Genomic DNA, 16,533 nt, shown 5'->3' with positions numbered 1-16,533 from the left:
ATTCCCGATGAGCGACTACTCCCTGTTCACCTCCGAGTCCGTGTCCGAAGGGCATCCGGACAAGATCGCCGACCAGATCTCCGATGCGGTGCTCGACGCCATCATCGCCCGCGACAAGCAGGCCCGGGTGGCCTGCGAGACCCTGGTCAAGACCGGCGTGGCGATCGTCGCCGGCGAGATCACCACCTCGGCCTGGGTCGACCTCGAGGCCATCGTGCGCGAGGTGATCACCGGTATCGGCTACACCTCCTCGGACGTCGGCTTCGACGGCGAGACCTGCGGCGTGCTCAACCTGATCGGCAAGCAGAGCGTGGACATCGCCCAGGGCGTCGACCGCAGCAAGCCCGAGGACCAGGGCGCCGGCGACCAGGGGCTGATGTTCGGCTACGCCACCAACGAGACCGACTCCTACATGCCGGCGCCGATCCATTACGCCCACCGCCTGGTGGAGCGCCAGGCCGAGCTGCGCAAGCACGGCCTGCTGCCCTGGCTGCGCCCGGATGCCAAGAGCCAGATCACCTTCCGCTACGATGCGGCGGGCCAGCCCTGTGCGGTGGACGCCATCGTGCTCTCCACCCAGCACGACCCGGAGATCGACCCGGATGAGCTGCGCAAGATGGTCAAGCGCGAGATCATCGAGCAGGTGATCCCCGCCGAGTGGCTCTCGGCCGAGACCAAGTACCACATCAACCCCACCGGCAAGTTCGTGATCGGTGGCCCGGTGGGCGACTGTGGCCTCACCGGGCGCAAGATCATCGTCGACACCTACGGCGGCACCGCCCGCCACGGCGGCGGCGCCTTCTCCGGCAAGGACCCCTCCAAGGTCGACCGCAGCGCCGCCTATGCCGGCCGCTACGTGGCCAAGAACCTGGTCGCCGCCGGCCTGGCCGACAAGTGCGAGATCCAGGTCTCCTACGCCATCGGCGTGGCCGAGCCCACCTCGGTCGCCGTCAACACCTTCGGCACCGGCCGGGTGGACGACGCGCGCATCATCGAGCTGGTGCGCGAGCACTTCGACCTGCGGCCCAACGCCATCACCCGCATGCTCGACCTGCTGCATCCCATGTACCGGCTGACGGCGGCCTATGGCCACTTCGGTCGTGAGCCCTTCGAGGCCTCCTACACCTGGACCGACACCCAGGGCCAGGAGCATACCGAGACCTTCACCGCCTTCCCCTGGGAGGCCACCGACAAGGCCGCCGCGTTACGCGACGCCGCCAGGCTCTGACCCCGACGACACGGAGAGACAGCATGTCAAAGAAGCTCTACTGCATCGCCAACTTCAAGCCCAAGCCCGGCCGCGAGGAGGCCGTGTTCAAGGCCCTGCAGGCGCTCGAGCCCAACGCCCACCGCGAGGATGGCTGTATCCGCTACACCGTGACCCGGCATATCGATCACCCCAATGCCCAGGGCGCCAGCTATCCCATCGTCTTCCACGAGATCTGGGCCAGCCGTGAAGCCTTCGAGGCGCACTGCAACCGGCAAGAGATCAAGGCGTTCTTCGCGGCCCAGGTCGAGGCCGACGAGGGTGATGTGGATCATGCCAATGTCTGCGTCTACACCGACGAGCCCCACGACTACGACGCCCCGGAACTCTGAATTCCATCACCATCGGTACGGGCAAAGCCGCCCCGTGCCCACCATTTCGTACAGGAGATCCCCATGACCGATCAGAAGATGAACGTCGAGAGCTTCAACCTCGATCACACCCAGGTGAAGGCGCCCTACGTGCGCCTGGCCGACATCAAGACCGGTGAGAACGGCGACACCATCCACAAGTACGACATGCGCATCTGCCAGCCCAACCAGGCGCACATGGAGATGCCCGGCCTGCACTCCCTGGAGCACCTGATGGCGGAGATGTCGCGCAACCACTCCGACAAGGTGGTCGATATCAGCCCCATGGGCTGCCAGACCGGCTTCTACGTGGCGATGATCAACCATGACGACTACGAGGGCGTGCTCGACCTGCTGGAAGGCACCCTGAAGGACGTGCTCGAGGCCACCGAGGTGCCGGCCTGCAACGAGATGCAGTGCGGCTGGGCGGCCAGCCACAGCCTCGAGGGTGCCAAGGAGATCGCCCGCGGCTTCCTCGCCAAGCGCGATGAATGGACCCAGGTCTTCGCGTAACTCTCTGACTGAGGCCGGCGCTATAAACTCCTGGGCAAAGCGGCTATGTTGAACGCTTCGGTCGGTTGATCGCCGCTGGGTCGTATCTGCCGGCCTCCTTGGTCCGCTGAGCGTGGAGGGTAAGGGATGAATCATCCAGAACTCGATATCGAGAAGATCACCCGTCAGCTGGAGGACGCCAAGGCCCTGCTGATCGATCAGAGCTTCGAGAGCAAGGAGAGCCGCGCCACGGTGATGCTGGACCAGCAGTCAGTGGGCCGCCTGTCGCGCATGGATGCCCTTCAGGGCCAGGCCATGGCCAAGGCCGAGGAGGATCGCCGCCAGCTGGCAATCCGGCGCATCGATGCGGCCTTGGCTCGCCTGGACCGGGAAACGTTCGGGGAGTGTGTCGAGTGCGGTGAATGGATCGCCGCCAAACGCCTGGAGTGGGATCCCACCGTGCTGAAGTGCATCGATTGTGCCGAGTGAGGGCGACGTCAGTGGCTCGACGAGGTACAGCCTGGCCATGCCTCTTCACTTGAACAGGCGTTCAGGGATTTGTTATCGTAAGTGCTTGCTTACCTGACCATCCAGATACCTTTGCCGAGGTCGCTGGTAACTGCAAGAGGCGCAATCCGTTGACTCAGTTACTCAACGACACCTTTCTCAGTCCACCCTAGCGCGCTTCCCTCAGCTGCATCCTGTGCGTCGGCATTACACATGATGTCGACCCCTAGGTTTGCCCAACTCTCGGTTTGCATGAATCGCGGGTCGAGAGAGGGAACAGCAATGAGCGGCCAAAGTGCCTTTCTTCCCGACGTTGGTGAGCTCTCCTCCGCGGATGGCTGGATCAGCGTCCACCACTACCTGCCAGTCGATTCGCACACGAGCCTGCTGGTGATCTACCAGGACATGCACGACGTCGGCGTGACGTCGGCCTCCTTCGAGCGGGGGCGTTTCCTGAGTCGAACCCATCGGGCCCTGGTGCGAGGCGTTCGTGCCTGGCATTTCCAGGAGGCATGATCCTTGAGCACTCTCGATCACTCGTCATCGTCGCGCGTCCAGCAGCTGCTGGAGCAGGGCTACGTCAGCATCGACCAGCAGCGTCCCGAACAGGATGACTGCGTGGACTACGACCTGCTGTTCATGGGGCAGCGGGTATCCGGGCATCGTACCCTGTCGGATATGACGCTCGAGGCCGACCAGGCCCTCAACCCCATCGATGCCGCGCTGCTTTCAGGCGCCGGACCGGGAATCCGCTCGGTGTTCTGGCGCCACCATGACCCGGTGCTCGCCGCGCGGGCGTCGGCCTCGGCCAGGGAGTCCGCCTGGGATTAGCAACACGTCGGTTGCCGTGTTGTTCGAAGCATGTTGTTCAGAGACAGCCGATTCGCGTTCCCATCAGGTCAAGCATGTCATCAAGCGCAATACCCAAGACGGCCACCTCTCTGCCGCAGGGGGTGGCGAGACGACGTACCTTCGCGATCATCTCGCACCCGGATGCCGGCAGGACGACGCTTACCTGAAAGCTGTGTCCCCTCCCTTCCCGATTTCTGACCTGAACGGACCACGATGAATCAGAACGCCGATACCCCCGAACGAGAAACCGAAAGGCGGCAGCTCGATCATACCCTGGAGCGCATCGAGGCCAACCTGGCGGAGCTCGAGGTGCGCCTGGCGGCCTATGCCGAGGATATCCAGGCCCAGAAGGAGTACCTCTGGACGAGCCGCGACGAGATGGATCACATCGAGAAGATCTCGGCGCGGGAGTCGATCGAGCAGGCGGTGATGACCGGCGACAATGCCCTGGCCCGGCGCCACAAGCTCGAGAAGCTGCGGAGTTCCCCCTATTTCGGGCGCTTCGACTTCGCCCGGGGGGGCAAGGCCGAGCCGGTCTACATCGGCATCCACCACTTCCACGATGATCTCGCCGGAGTGAGCCGCGTCCACGACTGGCGCGCGCCCATCGCCTCGCTGTTCTACGACTACGAGACCGGCCCCGCGACCTACGAGAGCCCCGAGGGCCCGGTGGCCGGCGAGATCTCCCTGAAGCGGCAGTTCCGCATCAAGGGCGGCGAGATCGAACTGATGATCGACAGCGCGGTGCACGTGGTCGATGAGGTGCTCCAGGAGGAGCTCGCCCGCGCCTCCGACGAGGGCATGAAGAACATCGTCGCCACCATCCAGCGCGACCAGAACGCCATCATCCGCAACGACGAGGCCCAGGCGCTGGTCATCCAGGGGGTAGCCGGCTCCGGCAAGACCTCCATCGCCCTGCACCGCATCGCCTTTCTGCTCTATCGCTTCAAGGACAGCCTCAGCTCCGAGGACATCCTGATCATCTCGCCCAACCGGGTGTTCTCCGACTACATCGCCAACGTGCTGCCGGAGCTCGGCGAGGAGACGGTCAATCAGGTCGGCATGGAGGAGCTGGCCGATGAGCTGCTCGAAGGACAGTACCGCTTCGAGAGCTTCTTCGAGCAGACCACGGTGCTGCTCGAGAAGGACGACGAGGCGATGAAGGCGCGGCTGCGCTACAAGGCCTCGCCGGAATTCCTGACCGAGCTCGACCGCTACGCCGCCCACGTGGAGGCCAATCGCTTCGCCGCCGAGGACCTGTGGATTGCCCGGCGGCTGGTGCCCGCCTGGCTGCTCGAGGAGGTCTTCCGCAAGCATCGTCACCTGCCCACCAATGAACGGCTGAAGCAGGTGAGCTGGGAGATCGAGCGCAAGATCGGCAACCAGTACAACTACGACCTCGAGCCCGAGGAGCGCAAGCAGCTCAAGGCGGCCGTCAAGACCATGCTCAGGCAGGCGACCCTGCGCGAGACCTACAAGGGCTTCTACGACTGGCTGGGTCGGCCCGAGCTCTTCAGGACCGCCTCGCGGGGGCGGCTCGAGTACGCCGATGTCTTCCCGCTGATCTACCTGAAGATGCGCCTGGAGGGCGTCCGCTCGCGCTGGCGCGACGTCAAGCACCTGCTGATCGACGAGATGCAGGACTACACCCCCGTGCAGTACGCGGTGATCGGCCGGCTCTTCTCGTGCAAGAAGACCATCCTCGGCGACGCCTTCCAGTCGGTGAACCCCTACAGCGCCTCCAAGGCCGAGGAGATCCGTCGGGTGCTGCGCCAGTCCTCCTGCGTGACCCTCAACAAGAGCTATCGCTCGAGCCTTCAGATCACCCGCTTCGCCCAGCGTATCTCGCCCAATCCCGATCTCGAGGCGATCGAGCGCCACGGCGAGGAGCCTGCGGTGATCCAGGCCCGTACCCGCAAGGCGGAGCTCGCCACCATCGGCGAGCTGGCCCGCGACTTCGCCGCCTCCGAGCACAACACCCTGGGGATCGTCTGCAAGACCCAGAAGCAGGCGAAGCGGGTCTTCGAGGCCCTCGATGGCGGCGAACATGGTGAATTCGAAAGGTTGCAGCTGCTCGGCGAGAAGAGCACCGCCTTCGGCCAGGGCATTGTCGTCTGCACCGCCCACATGGCCAAGGGGCTGGAGTTTGACCGGGTCATCGTGCCCGAGGTCACGGCCGGCAACTACGCCACCGATATGGAGCGCAACCTGCTCTACGTGGCCTGCACCCGCGCCATGCACCGCCTTGCCCTGACCCACACGGGCCAGCTCACGCCCTTCCTGGACGCCGCCTGACGGGCGGCGTGCCCTTTCCACTCAACACATCACACACTCCACCACGAGGAAACCCCAAGGTGAGTCAAACGATAGCGGTAATGAACGGCGACGGTATCGGCCCCGAGATCATGGAGGCCACCCTGCGCGTGCTGGACGCGCTCGACTGCGACCTGACCTACGAGTTTCACGATGCCGGCCTTGCCGCCCTGGACCAGCACGGCACCCTGGTACCGCCCGAGACGCTGGCGGCCATCGAGACCCATCGCGTGGCCCTCAAGGGGCCGCTGACCACGCCGATCGGCAAGGGGTTCTCCTCCATCAACGTGCAGCTGCGCCGCCACTTCGACCTCTATGCCAACGTGCGTCCGGCGATCAGCTTTCCCGGTACCCGCTCGCGCTATGACGATATCGACCTGATCACGGTGCGCGAGAATACCGAGGGCGCCTACCTCTCCGAAGGGCAGAGCCTTTCCGAGGATGGCGAAACCGCTCTGTCGAGCATTCGCGTGACCCGCCAGGGCTCCGAGCGCATCGTGCGCTACGCCTTCGAGCTGGCCCGCCAGCGCGGGCGAGAGAAGGTCACCGCGGTGCACAAGGCCAACATCATCAAGACCAGCTCCGGTCTGTTCCTGGACGTCGCCCGCGAAGTGGCGAAGGCGTATCCGGAGATCGAGTTCCAGGAGATGATCGTCGACAACGCCTGCATGCAGCTGGTGATGAATCCCAACCAGTTCGACGTCATCGTGACCACCAACCTGTTCGGCGACATTCTCTCCGATCTGTGTGCCGGCCTGGTCGGTGGCCTGGGGCTTGCGCCGGGGTCCAACATCGGCAGCGAGGTGGCCATCTTCGAGGCGGTGCACGGCTCGGCGCCGGATATCGCCGGCCAGAAGATCGCCAACCCCTGTGCCCTGCTGCTGGCGACGGCGGATATGCTCGACCACCTGGGGATGGTAGAGAAGGGAGCGAAGATTCGGGGTGGTATCCGCGAGGTGCTGGAGAATAACCGCGAGCAGGTCACCCCGGACATGGGCGGCAGCGGCACCACCGATACCTTCGCCGATGCGCTGGTGGCGAACCTGAAAGCCTGAAACCGAGCTGGCGTTACGTTGATCTATGTCCTATGCAAGGCATCCCTGATCGGGTAGAAACATAGTGACTGATAACGACATATGATTTACGCCAGCCAGGACAGGACACGATGACAGAACAGGTGATGGCCGCCATCGACGGCTCGCAGTTTTCCGAAGGGGTGTGCGACTCCGCGGCCTGGGCCAGCCTGGCGCTGGATGCGCCGCTGTGCTTCCTTCACGTGGTGGACAACCACCCCCAGACCGCCGAGACGGACCTCTCCGGCAATATCGGGCTCGGGGCCAGGGAGCACCTGCTCGAGGAGCTTTCCCACCTGGACGAGCAGCGCGCCAAGGTGGCCCAGGAGCAGGGCCGCCTGATGCTCAAGGCGGCCAGGGAGCGTGCCATCGAGGATGGCGTGAATGATCCCGCCACCCGGCAGCGCAACGGCACCCTGGTGGAGACCCTCGAGGAGCTGCAGGACGAGATTCGCCTGCTGGTGGTGGGCAAGCGGGGCGACGGCGCGCATCAGGCCAGCGACCACCTGGGCTCCAACCTCGAGCGGGTGGTGCGTACCCTGCACCGCCCGATCCTGATGGTCCCCGAGGCCTTCAGGACACCCGAGAAGGTGATGCTCGCCTTCGACGGCAGCAAGACCACCCGCAAGGGCGTGGAGATGCTGGCCAATAGCCCGCTGTTCGACGGCATACCGGTGCACGTGGTGATCGTCGGCGCCGAGACCGGCGATAATCGCTCCCAGCTCGACTGGGCGCTCAAGACGCTGCGCGACGCCGGCCACGAGGCCGAGGGTGCCATCCGTGCCGGCGAGGTGGAGGCGACGCTGCACGGCTACCAGGACGAGCATGGCATCGACCTGCTGGTGATGGGGGCCTACGGCCACTCGCGCATCCGCCACCTGCTGGTGGGCAGCACCACCACCTCCATGCTGCGCAAGGCCAAGGGCCCGGTGCTGCTGCTGCGCTGACCCCTTCCGGAACCAACGACTCGATGCCCCGGCGCTCCCATGGCCCGGGGCATCGTCGTTGGCGGGTCACGCCGGGTTCATCTCTTCCTGCCGGCTGGGTCAGGGCTGTGCCTTGAGCTCCCGCAGCACGCCCTGGGCCAGCCACCAGCCGATGATCAGCAGGCCCAGCATGCCGGTGAGGATGGCAGTGAAGGAGGCGCCGACGTCGATGGCGATGCCCAGTACCGCCGGGGCGATGCCGGTGGAAAAGACCATGGCAGCGCTGAGGGTGGCGCGCACCGTGCCGAGGTGCTTGGCGCCCCAGATGCGGATCAGCACGCTGGTGGCGATAGGTTCCTGGGCCCCCATGGCAAGACCGCCACCTACCATCACTGCCCAGATGCCGATGTCGCCGCCGACGGAGATGGCCAGCACGAGGGCCAGGGCATAGGGCAGCAGGTAGAGGCGCGCCAGGCGGATCGGCCCCAGCTTGTCCACCCAGCGGCCGCCCAGCAGGGCGCCGGGCATCTTGGCGATGCCCATGCCGGTGAGTGCCAGGGCGTAGACTCCCAGGCTCGAGCCCAGGTCCTCGGTCATCACCGCCTGGTAGATGAACAGGCCCGTCATGGTCACCGGCAGGATCATCAGCAGCGGCAGCAGTTTCCAGAAGCGCAGTTCGCGGAAAGGGCGTGGCCCCCCGCGTCGCTGCCCCTTGGTGGGGCGCTTGGCCGGGGCGCCGGGCCAGGGGCCCCGGACAAGCAGCGGCACCCAGAAGAGGGCCAGCACGGCCACGAACAGCCACCACAGTTCCTTCCAGCCCAGCCAGACCAGCAGCGCCGCCATCAGGGGAGGCATCAGCGTCTCGCCGAGCATGATGCCGAGGCTCGCCAGCCCCAGGGCGCGACCCCGCAGGGTGGTGAATTCTCGACCGGCGAGGGTATTGCCCAGGTGGGTCATCATGCCCTGGCCGCAGAAGCGCATCAGGCCCAGGCCCACCAGTCCCAGCCCCCACCAGGGCGCGGCGGTCAGCATCAGGATGCCGGCGAGCAGCGCAGCGATCACCATCAGGGCGAAACGCCGGGGCGCTATCCAGTCGATGCTGGGCCCCAGTCGCAGCACCGCAAATCCCGATACCAGGGTCACGGTGGCATAGGCCGTGCCGAACTGGCCCGCGGAGAGGCCGAGGTGGTCACTGATCGGTGCCTGGAAGAGGCCGATGAAGAAGCTCTGTCCCAGTGTGGAGGTGAACATCGCCAGCAGGGAGATGCTAATCAGGCCACGGTGGTCTTTCAGCAGGATCCGGTAGCTCATGGGCCCTCCCTGGCCGTAGGGGATGATGGGGGTGAACAATAGGTGGCATCATGTGCCCAACCGCCTATGATACCACCCGGCGAGGCACCAGGGTGCCTCGCCATGCCATCCCAGGAGAGCCTATGAACCATCCCGAACTGGATATGGAGACGGTGCGTCAGCGCCTGGAATCCCTGCGCCAGGAGCTCGAGGCGCAGAGCCGCTCCAGCAGCGATGCTCGCGATACCGTGGTCCTCGACCAGACGTCGGTGGGCCGCCTGTCGCGCATGGATGCCCTGCAGGGACAGGCCATGGCCAAGGCCGAGGAGCAGCGTCGCCAGCTGGCGCTGCGTCGCATCACCGGGGCTCTCTCGCGCATCGAGAGGGGTGAGTATGGCGAGTGCATCGAGTGCGGTGAATGGATCGGTGCCAGGCGCCTGGAAGGCGATCCCCTGGTGCTGAAGTGTATCGACTGCGCCGAATGACAAGGCGCTGACCCGACCGACGGAGAGACCACGATGAGCATCGAGCGACACGATACCAAGGCGCGCATGAGCCGCGCGGTGATCCACAATGGCATGGCCTGGCTGTGTGGCCAGGTGGCCGGCCCCGAGGCCCGCCATGGCGACATCACCGAGCAGACCGAGAGCATGCTCGAACGCCTCGATGGCCTGCTCGCCGAGATCGGCTCCGACCGCGAGCAGCTGCTCTCGGCGACCATCTACCTCAAGGATGGCCACGACTTCGCCGCCATGAACGCCGTCTGGGATGCCTGGGTGCCCCCCGGCCATGCACCGGCCCGCACCTGCGTCTGCGCGCCGATGCCCGCCGACGAGTTGAAGGTGGAGATCACCGTCACCGCCCTGGTGCCGAGCCGCTAGCCGGCAGGGCGCTGTAATGCCCCCTGCCAGCGCCTAGCGCTGGCAGGGGTCGTCGATGATGGCGGTCTCCCGTGGCCGCAGGCGTCGCGAGAGGGCGTCCACGGCGATGTTGAGGGCCGCGGTGACCAGCAGCAGGAAAAAGGCCACGTCGAACAGCAGGTACTCGAAGTTCGCGTCGATGTAGTAGCCCAGGGTGGCCACCCCCAGCATGCCCAGGATGGCCGTCTCGCGCAGGATCACCTCGGCACGGTAGTAGAGCAGCGCCAGCATGCCCGGATAGAGCCGCGGCAGCAGCTCGTAAGCCAGCCGGCCCGTGGCATTCACCCCCGGCATGCCGGGGGTGATGGCGTCCGCATGGCGTGCTACCAGGAAGGCGATCAGTGCGCCGTTGTGCAGTGCCAGCGCCAGCCAGGCGGGCAGCAGCGATGGCCCCAGCAGGAGCAGGAAGAAGAAGGCCAGCATCAGCTCGGGCGTCGAGCGCAGGAAGACCAGCAGGCCCCGCCCGGCCAGCCGGGTCGCCGGGTTGCCGAAGTGGCGACAGGCCAGCGGCCACAGCACCAGGGCCACCAGCAGGGCCCCCACGCTGCCCAGCAGGCCGAGCAGCAGGGTGTTACCGATGGCCGGGCCCAAGTCGGGGATACGGGCCAGCCACTCGATGAGGCCTCGCCAGTCGCCCTCGAGCAGCGCGGGGGGCCAGATGTCCTGGCTGACGAAGCGCCACAGCAGGCCGCCCTCCAGTGCCGGCCAGGGACCCAACAGGAAGGCACCGCCGAGCGCCAGCAGCGGCATCAGCCGCCGGTGGCCCCACCAGGGCAGGCTGGCGATCAGCAGGTAGAAGAGCCACAGCAGGGCCCCGGCCTCGTGGTAGCGCCCCTCGCGGAAGGCGGTCTCGAGCTGGAAGCCCAGGGTCGGCAGGCCGACGAAGCCCAGCAGCACGCTGGCGCGCAGCGCGCACTCGAAGCGATAGCGGGTGTAGGCGGCGAGCCGAGTCCAGGCCAGCGGCAGTTCGGCATAGACGAAGCGCGACAATCGCCCGACCCCCGGGGGCAGGGCGTCGCGCGGCGTGCCCGGTATCTGCTCGAGGATCTCCGCATAGACCTTGGCGAAGATGCCGGCATAGGGAATCGCCAGGGCCATCAGGGCCGTGGCGGCCGAGAGGCCGAACACCTGCAGGAAGAGCAGCGCCCAGAACAGTTCGTGGATCGCGCGCACGAAGGCGCAGCCGGCGCGCACCAGCCGTGAGCGGGCGAACAGCAGGGCGAGCGGGAAGCCCAGCACCATCCCGCCCAGCGTTCCCCACAGCGCCACGGCCACGGTCAGGCCGAGGGCCTCCAGTGGTGATTCCAGCGTCCCCCAGGCGGGCCAGGCTAGCCCCCGGGCCATGCGCCCGAGCTCCGCCCAGGGGTCGCGGGTCAGCACCGCCAGGTCGGCGAAGGGCACCAGCACTACCGCCAGCGCCACCAGGGTCAGGCTGTGGCGGGCCAGGCGCACGCCGGGGCTCTGGCCGGCCAGCCAGCCCGGCCGTGGCGCCTGGGTGCGAAGGTCGGTCGGGGTCATGGCCGGCCCCGGGAGAGGGCCTCGCCTGTCGAGCCATCGGCATCGGGGTAGAGGCCGTCCAGGTCCGCCAGGCTCAGCTCGCGGGCCGGAGCGTCGATCACCAGCCGGCCGTCACGCAGGCCCCACACCCGGTCAAAGTGGCTGAGGGCCAGCTCTCGCTGGTGGAGGGCGATCACCGAGGTAGTGTGGCGTTGGTCGATCAGTGCCAGCAGGCGCAATGCCTGGTGGGGATCGACGCTGGCCACCGGCTCGTCGCCGAGGAACAGTGCCCGCTGCTGATAGAGGGCCCGGGCGATGGCCACCCGCTGGCGCTGGCCCCCGGAGAGCTGGCCGACGGGGCGGCGCATCAGCCCGTCCAGGCCCAGGGCATCGCAGAGCTCGGCGACCTCGCACCAGGGGCCGGCCAGCGGGCGCATCAGGTTCCACAGGTTGGCCAGGGCCGAATGCTCGGCCAGCCGCCCCATGTAGACGTTGTGATAGACCGCGAGCTGGGGCACCAGGCCATGCTGCTGGGGGCACCAGGCGGCGCTGTCGCCCAGCTGCCGGCGCAGGGCGCCGAGCAGGGTGGACTTGCCGGCCCCGCTGGGTCCGAGCAGGGCGACCCGCTCGCCGCGCCGCAGGCCGAGGTGCAGGCCCGGCAGCACTACCTGGTCGCCATGGCCCAGGTCGACGCCGGTCAGCGAGACCAGGGTGTCGCGGGGCTCGCCCATCAGCGCAGCAGGCCGAGCTCTTCGGCGACGTCCTCGATGGGGGCGTAGAGGGCGTTGTCGGCGGGGATGAAACCCTCGCGGGGAAAGCTCGCCAGCAGCTCGGGGTCGTCCATCTCGAGCAGGGCCGCGCGGACCTGCTCGGTGAAGCCCTCGCCGAACTGCTCGTCGACGTCGCCGCGCAGGGTCCAGTTGTAGTCCGGGTAGGGCGGGGTGGCCCAGATCACCTCGACCTTGTCGGTATCCACCCGCCCGTCGGCCACCGCGGCCTCCCAGACGGTGTAGTTGACCGCGCCCAGGTCCCAGGTGCCGGCTTCCACCAAGGCGATGGTGCGCGAGTGGTCGCCGGAGTAACCGACCCGCGAGAACAGCTCCTCGGGCGCCTCGTCGAAGCGCTGGCGCAGGAAGTGCTCGGGCATCAGCCGCCCCGAGGTGGAGGTGCGCGAGCCGAAGGTCAGGCTCATGCCCTCGATGGCGTCGGGCAGTTCATCGGCGCGTTCGAGGCCGGTGGAGCGGTGGGCGATGAGGTAGCTCTGGAATTCGGCGTCCTCGCTGCCCTGGGCCAGGGCGACCGAGCCAGGCACCAGGCGGCGCGCCTGGACCCCGGAGAGGCCGCCGAACCAGGCCAGCTGGACCTGGTCGTTGCGAAAGGCGGTGACCGTGGCGCCATAGGACTTCACCGGGACGTACTCCACCTCCACCTCGAGGCGCTCCTCCAGGTAGTCCGCCACCTTGGAGAAGCGCTCGACCAGTCGCGACTGGTCCTCGTCGGGAATGGCGGTGAAGCGGAAGGTATCGGCGGCGACACCCTGGGCGAACAGGGCCAGGACAGTGGTGGAAGCAACAAGCCAGCGCATCTCGATCTCCGGAGGTGGGCGATAGGCCGGACATTGTTGTGGCTAGGCGCGGGCCTGGCAAGTCGGGGCGGTTCAGGGCTGGTCGTCGCGGCCGCCGGCGGGGTAGCGCGTCGGCTGCAGGCTGTCCTTGATCTTCTTGAGGTGAGGCAGGAAGTCCTCGCCGCGGCGCAGGGTCACCCCGGTGGCCAGCACATCGATCAGCGCCAGCTGGATCATCCGCGAGGTCATGGGCATGTAGTAATCGGTGTCCTCCGGCGTGGCGACCTCCAGGGTCTCGGTGCACTCGGCGGCCAGCGGCGAGTCGGGGGCGGTGATGCCGAGCACCACGGCGCCGTTCTCCCGTGCCAGCCGCGCGATATCCACCAGGTCCCGGGTCCGGCCGGTCCAGGAGAGCACCACCACCACATCGCCGGTGTGGCAGGCGGCCGCCACCATGCGCTGCATCAGCACGTCGATGTAGGCCGAGACCGGCATGTTGAAGCGGAAGAACTTGTGCAGTGCGTCCTGGGCGACCGCGCCGGACGCGCCCAGGCCGAAGAAGTGCAGCTGCCTGGCTTGGATCAGGTAGTCGACCACGCGTTCGATGCGCTCCGGGGTTACCTCGCGGCGTGCCTGGTCCAGGGCGGCGATGGTCGCCCCGAAGATCTTCTGGGTATAGTCGGCGGCGGAGTCGCCGGGCTCTACCGCCTGGCTGACATAGGGGGTCCCCCCGGCCAGGCTCTGGGCCAGCTTGATCTTGAAGTCCGGGTAGCCCTTGGCCTCGAAGCTGCGGCAGAAACGGTTGACCGTGGGTTCGCTGACCGAGGCCAGCTGGGCCAGGGTGGCGATGCTCATGCTGGTGGCCGAGGCCGGGTCGGCCAGGATGACGTCGGCCACCTTGCGTTCGGAACGGTTGAGCTCGTCGAGCTGCCGGCGGATGCGGTCGAGCAGATCGTGTCGGACCATGGGCACTGGAGTCTCCGTGACGACGGGGCGCCATCGGCGGCGCGGGGGGTGAAACAGGGGTGATGTAGTGATTTAACTACATTATGCTGGCTATGTTGAGGCCCGCAAAGGGTCTGCCGGTCAACTTCGCCAACGGGCGCTACTTTTGTTGTAAACTTACATAATCGGTTTGCAATGCTCGCCCTGCATGCGCTATTTTTTAGGTAAGTTAACCAGATGGGGCGGACATGACACAACGCAACCGAGCCCGCGAGGCCAAGCCCACCGATGCGGGCAGCACGGAAATCGACCTGGCGCTGTTCGGCGCCCTCGGCGACCTGGCCCAGCGCAAGCTCTACCCGGCGCTCTACCAGCTCGACCGCGAGGGCCTGCTGGACGCCAATACCCGCCTGCTGGGTCTGGCGCGCCAGGAGTACGACCTGGACGGTTTTCGAAAGCAGGTAGAGAAGGCGCTCAAGACCCACGTCAAGGCCGAGGAGCTCGAGCGTGAGGCGCTGGCCCGCTTCCTGGCCCGCCTGGACTTCCTGCAGCTCGACTTCACCCAGCCCGAAGGCTATGCCGGCATCCGCGAATGGCGCCAGCAGGGCCTGCTGCGCCCCATGGTGGTCTACCTCTCGGTGGGCGCCAAGATCTATGGCGATATCTGCCGCCACCTCGAGGCCAGCGGCAGCCTCGACGAGCAGAGCCGGGTGGTGGTGGAGAAGCCCATCGGCTTCGACCTCGACTCCTCCGCCGAGATCAACGATGCCATCGGCGCGGTCTTTCCCGAATCCCGGGTCTATCGCATCGACCACTACCTGGGCAAGGAGACGGTGCAGAACCTGATCGCGCTGCGCTTCGCCAACCCGCTGTTCGGCACCCAGTGGAACCAGAACAATATCTCCCACGTGGAGATCACCGTGGCCGAGAAGGTCGGCATCGAGGGGCGCTGGGGCTACTTCGACGAGGCCGGCCAACTGCGCGACATGGTGCAGAACCACCTGCTGCAGTTGGTCTGCCTGATCGCCATGGACCCGCCGGCCAACCTGGATGCCGACGCCATCCGCGACGAGAAGGTCAAGGTGCTCAAGGCGCTCAAGCCCTTCACCGACGACATGCTGGGGCGCGACGTGGTGCGTGGTCAGTACATGGCCGGTACCTCGGACGGCCAGGCCGTGCCGGGCTACCTCGAGGAGGAGGGGGCCAACACCGAGAGCCATACCGAGACCTTCGTGGCCATGAAGACCGGCGTGTCCAACTGGCGCTGGGCCGGGGTGCCCTTCTACCTGCGTACCGGCAAGCGCATGCCGGAGAAGCTCTCGCAGATCATCATCCACTTTCGCCAGCAGCCGCACTACATCTTCGATCCCGACCAGCGGGGGCTGGCGGCCAACAAGCTGGTGATCCGCCTGCAGCCGGAGGAGGGCATCGCGCTGGAAGTGCTGACCAAGGACAGCGGCCTGGACAAGGGCATGCGCCTGCGTCGCGGCCCGCTGCACCTGGACTTCAACAGCGCCTTCCCCAAGACCCGCATCCCGGATGCCTACGAGCGGCTGCTGCTCGAGGTCATGAAGGGCCAGCAGTACCTCTTCGTGCGCCGTGACGAGGTCGAGCATGCCTGGCAGTGGTGCGACAGCCTGGTCGCCGCCTGGGCCGACCGCGACGAGCCGCCCCGGCGCTACCCGGCCGGCTCCTGGGGGCCGGTGGCCTCCATCGCCATGATCACCCAGGATGGCCGCAGCTGGTATGAAGACTACTAAGGATCACCGGACGGCCCCGGGGGCCGGTCGCGACTCTCTCACGACCGCCATGATCACCCAGGACGGCCGCAGCTGGTACGAGGACTACTGAAATGAGCGACGAATCCCGCAAGCGCCTGGCCGCCCAGCTGGCCGAGGCCGTGGCCGAGGCCCTGAGGGTCGACCTGGCCCGTCAGGACCATGCCCTGCTGGTGGTCTCCGGCGGCTCCACGCCGGTGCCCTTCTTCGCGGCCCTGGCGGCCTGCGAGCTGCCCTGGGAGCGCGTCCAGGTGATCCTGGCCGACGAGCGCTGGGTGGCCGAGGATGGCGACGACAGCAATGCCCGCCTGGTGCGTGCCCACCTGCTGCAGGGGCCGGCCGCCGCCGCCACCTTCGTGCCGCTGACTACCGCCGACGCGACCCCGGAGCAGGGCGCCGAGGCAGTGGCCGAGCGGGTCGCCGGTCTGGCCTGGCCGGCCAGCGTGGTGATCCTCGGCATGGGCGGCGACGGCCATACCGCCTCGCTGTTCCCCGACAGTCGCGAACTCGACCTGGCGCTGGCCACCGACGCCCCGGCGGTGGCGGTGCGAACGCCGAGCCAGCCCCAGCCACGCATCACCCTGAGCGCCGACCGCCTGCATCAGGCCCACCGCCACGTGTTGCACATCACCGGCGACGACAAGCGCGCCGTGCTGGCCCGGGCGCTCTCCGGCGACGACGTTCGCGAACTGCCGATCCGCGCCTTCCTGGCCTGCCCGCTGGCCACCTACTGGGCCCCCTGAGCTTCTGGAGATCATC

The 16,533-nt window shown here is 67.1% G+C and carries 18 protein-coding genes; 13 read left to right on the top strand and 5 right to left on the bottom strand.

Translation table 11 applies throughout. The features are described 5' to 3' along the window. The first annotated feature begins 7 nt into the window (after positions 1-7). The 9 genes from metK to M8009_RS07925 all read left to right on the top strand — a co-directional run bounded on the left by metK (position 8) and on the right by M8009_RS07925 (position 7,801). Complete coding sequence (gene metK, locus M8009_RS07965) at positions 8-1,228, top strand: methionine adenosyltransferase (protein ID WP_250060292.1); 1,221 nt, start codon at positions 8-10, stop codon at positions 1,226-1,228. 23 nt (positions 1,229-1,251) lie between these two features. Next, positions 1,252-1,599 carry a putative quinol monooxygenase gene (locus M8009_RS07960; RefSeq protein ID WP_250060291.1) on the top strand — a complete coding sequence of 116 codons (348 nt, stop codon included), beginning with the start codon at positions 1,252-1,254 and terminating at the stop codon, positions 1,597-1,599. 63 nt (positions 1,600-1,662) lie between these two features. Further along, entirely contained in the window at positions 1,663-2,130 is a 468-nt protein-coding gene (locus M8009_RS07955; RefSeq protein WP_250060290.1) for an S-ribosylhomocysteine lyase, read from the top strand. A gap of 126 nt (positions 2,131-2,256) precedes the next feature. Then, positions 2,257-2,598 (top strand): TraR/DksA family transcriptional regulator, encoded by a 342-nt coding sequence (locus tag M8009_RS07950; protein ID WP_250060289.1) that lies wholly within the window; start codon positions 2,257-2,259, stop codon positions 2,596-2,598. 300 nt (positions 2,599-2,898) lie between these two features. Beyond that, positions 2,899-3,132, top strand: coding sequence for a hypothetical protein (locus tag M8009_RS07945; protein WP_250060288.1), 234 nt, complete (start codon positions 2,899-2,901; stop codon positions 3,130-3,132). A 3-nt stretch (positions 3,133-3,135) separates the two neighbouring features. Next, positions 3,136-3,447 carry a hypothetical protein gene (locus M8009_RS07940; protein WP_250060287.1) on the top strand — a complete coding sequence of 104 codons (312 nt, stop codon included), beginning with the start codon at positions 3,136-3,138 and terminating at the stop codon, positions 3,445-3,447. Between the two features lie 234 nt (positions 3,448-3,681). After that, positions 3,682-5,763, top strand: a complete 2,082-nt coding sequence (locus M8009_RS07935; protein ID WP_250060286.1) for a HelD family protein — start codon at positions 3,682-3,684, stop codon at positions 5,761-5,763. 59 nt (positions 5,764-5,822) lie between these two features. Beyond that, entirely contained in the window at positions 5,823-6,836 is a 1,014-nt protein-coding gene (locus M8009_RS07930) for an isocitrate dehydrogenase (RefSeq protein WP_250060285.1), read from the top strand. A gap of 110 nt (positions 6,837-6,946) precedes the next feature. Beyond that, on the top strand, positions 6,947-7,801 hold the full coding sequence (locus tag M8009_RS07925) for a universal stress protein (RefSeq protein ID WP_250060284.1): 855 nt from the start codon (positions 6,947-6,949) through the stop codon (positions 7,799-7,801). 99 nt (positions 7,802-7,900) lie between these two features. Here the strand turns inward: M8009_RS07925 and M8009_RS07920 are convergent, their stop codons facing one another. After that, positions 7,901-9,091, bottom strand: coding sequence for an MFS transporter (locus tag M8009_RS07920; RefSeq protein ID WP_250060283.1), 1,191 nt, complete (start codon positions 9,089-9,091; stop codon positions 7,901-7,903). 122 nt (positions 9,092-9,213) lie between these two features. On the opposite strand from M8009_RS07920, the gene M8009_RS07915 reads away from it, so the two are divergent. Both M8009_RS07915 and M8009_RS07910 read left to right on the top strand, forming a co-directional pair. Continuing rightward, a complete protein-coding gene (locus M8009_RS07915) occupies positions 9,214-9,555 on the top strand; it encodes a TraR/DksA family transcriptional regulator (protein ID WP_250060282.1) in 342 nt (113 codons plus the stop codon). A gap of 33 nt (positions 9,556-9,588) precedes the next feature. Further along, a complete protein-coding gene (locus M8009_RS07910; RefSeq protein WP_250060281.1) occupies positions 9,589-9,951 on the top strand; it encodes a RidA family protein in 363 nt (120 codons plus the stop codon). A 33-nt stretch (positions 9,952-9,984) separates the two neighbouring features. Here M8009_RS07910 and M8009_RS07905 read toward each other — a convergent pair whose 3' ends face one another. The 4 genes from M8009_RS07905 to M8009_RS07890 all read right to left on the bottom strand — a co-directional run bounded on the left by M8009_RS07905 (position 9,985) and on the right by M8009_RS07890 (position 14,017). Further along, positions 9,985-11,508 carry an ABC transporter permease family protein gene (locus tag M8009_RS07905; protein ID WP_250060280.1) on the bottom strand — a complete coding sequence of 508 codons (1,524 nt, stop codon included), beginning with the start codon at positions 11,506-11,508 and terminating at the stop codon, positions 9,985-9,987. Next, positions 11,505-12,218, bottom strand: a complete 714-nt coding sequence (locus M8009_RS07900; RefSeq protein WP_250060279.1) for an ATP-binding cassette domain-containing protein — start codon at positions 12,216-12,218, stop codon at positions 11,505-11,507. The genes M8009_RS07905 and M8009_RS07900 overlap by 4 nt, the downstream gene beginning before the upstream one ends. Then, on the bottom strand, positions 12,218-13,072 hold the full coding sequence (locus M8009_RS07895) for a putative selenate ABC transporter substrate-binding protein (RefSeq protein ID WP_250060278.1): 855 nt from the start codon (positions 13,070-13,072) through the stop codon (positions 12,218-12,220). Before M8009_RS07895 ends, M8009_RS07900 begins: the two co-directional genes overlap by 1 nt. A 72-nt stretch (positions 13,073-13,144) precedes the next feature. Continuing rightward, on the bottom strand, positions 13,145-14,017 hold the full coding sequence (locus M8009_RS07890) for a MurR/RpiR family transcriptional regulator (RefSeq protein ID WP_250060277.1): 873 nt from the start codon (positions 14,015-14,017) through the stop codon (positions 13,145-13,147). A gap of 227 nt (positions 14,018-14,244) precedes the next feature. On the opposite strand from M8009_RS07890, the gene zwf reads away from it, so the two are divergent. Together zwf and pgl are read left to right on the top strand one after the other, a co-directional pair. Next, positions 14,245-15,756, top strand: coding sequence for a glucose-6-phosphate dehydrogenase (gene zwf, locus M8009_RS07885; RefSeq protein ID WP_250060276.1), 1,512 nt, complete (start codon positions 14,245-14,247; stop codon positions 15,754-15,756). Between the two features lie 92 nt (positions 15,757-15,848). Further along, positions 15,849-16,517 (top strand): 6-phosphogluconolactonase, encoded by a 669-nt coding sequence (pgl, locus tag M8009_RS07880; RefSeq protein ID WP_250060275.1) that lies wholly within the window; start codon positions 15,849-15,851, stop codon positions 16,515-16,517. Positions 16,518-16,533 lie beyond the last annotated feature (16 nt).

Source organism: Halomonas gemina, from assembly GCF_023554995.1.
Lineage (GTDB): Bacteria > Pseudomonadota > Gammaproteobacteria > Pseudomonadales > Halomonadaceae > Halomonas > Halomonas gemina.
This window is presented reverse-complemented; position numbering and strand designations above follow the sequence as displayed.

Coding starts and splice junctions, on each gene's coding strand:
- M8009_RS07895 (WP_250060278.1), bottom strand. CDS start 13,072: ATGCGCTGGCTTGTTGCTTCCACCACTGTCCTGGCCCTGTTCGCCCAG.
- M8009_RS07950 (WP_250060289.1), top strand. CDS start 2,257: ATGAATCATCCAGAACTCGATATCGAGAAGATCACCCGTCAGCTGGAG.
- zwf (WP_250060276.1), top strand. CDS start 14,245: ATGACACAACGCAACCGAGCCCGCGAGGCCAAGCCCACCGATGCGGGC.
- pgl (WP_250060275.1), top strand. CDS start 15,849: ATGAGCGACGAATCCCGCAAGCGCCTGGCCGCCCAGCTGGCCGAGGCC.
- M8009_RS07945 (WP_250060288.1), top strand. CDS start 2,899: ATGAGCGGCCAAAGTGCCTTTCTTCCCGACGTTGGTGAGCTCTCCTCC.
- M8009_RS07910 (WP_250060281.1), top strand. CDS start 9,589: ATGAGCATCGAGCGACACGATACCAAGGCGCGCATGAGCCGCGCGGTG.
- M8009_RS07925 (WP_250060284.1), top strand. CDS start 6,947: ATGACAGAACAGGTGATGGCCGCCATCGACGGCTCGCAGTTTTCCGAA.
- M8009_RS07920 (WP_250060283.1), bottom strand. CDS start 9,091: ATGAGCTACCGGATCCTGCTGAAAGACCACCGTGGCCTGATTAGCATC.
- M8009_RS07890 (WP_250060277.1), bottom strand. CDS start 14,017: ATGGTCCGACACGATCTGCTCGACCGCATCCGCCGGCAGCTCGACGAG.
- M8009_RS07960 (WP_250060291.1), top strand. CDS start 1,252: ATGTCAAAGAAGCTCTACTGCATCGCCAACTTCAAGCCCAAGCCCGGC.
- metK (WP_250060292.1), top strand. CDS start 8: ATGAGCGACTACTCCCTGTTCACCTCCGAGTCCGTGTCCGAAGGGCAT.
- M8009_RS07905 (WP_250060280.1), bottom strand. CDS start 11,508: ATGACCCCGACCGACCTTCGCACCCAGGCGCCACGGCCGGGCTGGCTG.
- M8009_RS07935 (WP_250060286.1), top strand. CDS start 3,682: ATGAATCAGAACGCCGATACCCCCGAACGAGAAACCGAAAGGCGGCAG.
- M8009_RS07955 (WP_250060290.1), top strand. CDS start 1,663: ATGACCGATCAGAAGATGAACGTCGAGAGCTTCAACCTCGATCACACC.
- M8009_RS07915 (WP_250060282.1), top strand. CDS start 9,214: ATGAACCATCCCGAACTGGATATGGAGACGGTGCGTCAGCGCCTGGAA.
- M8009_RS07900 (WP_250060279.1), bottom strand. CDS start 12,218: ATGGGCGAGCCCCGCGACACCCTGGTCTCGCTGACCGGCGTCGACCTG.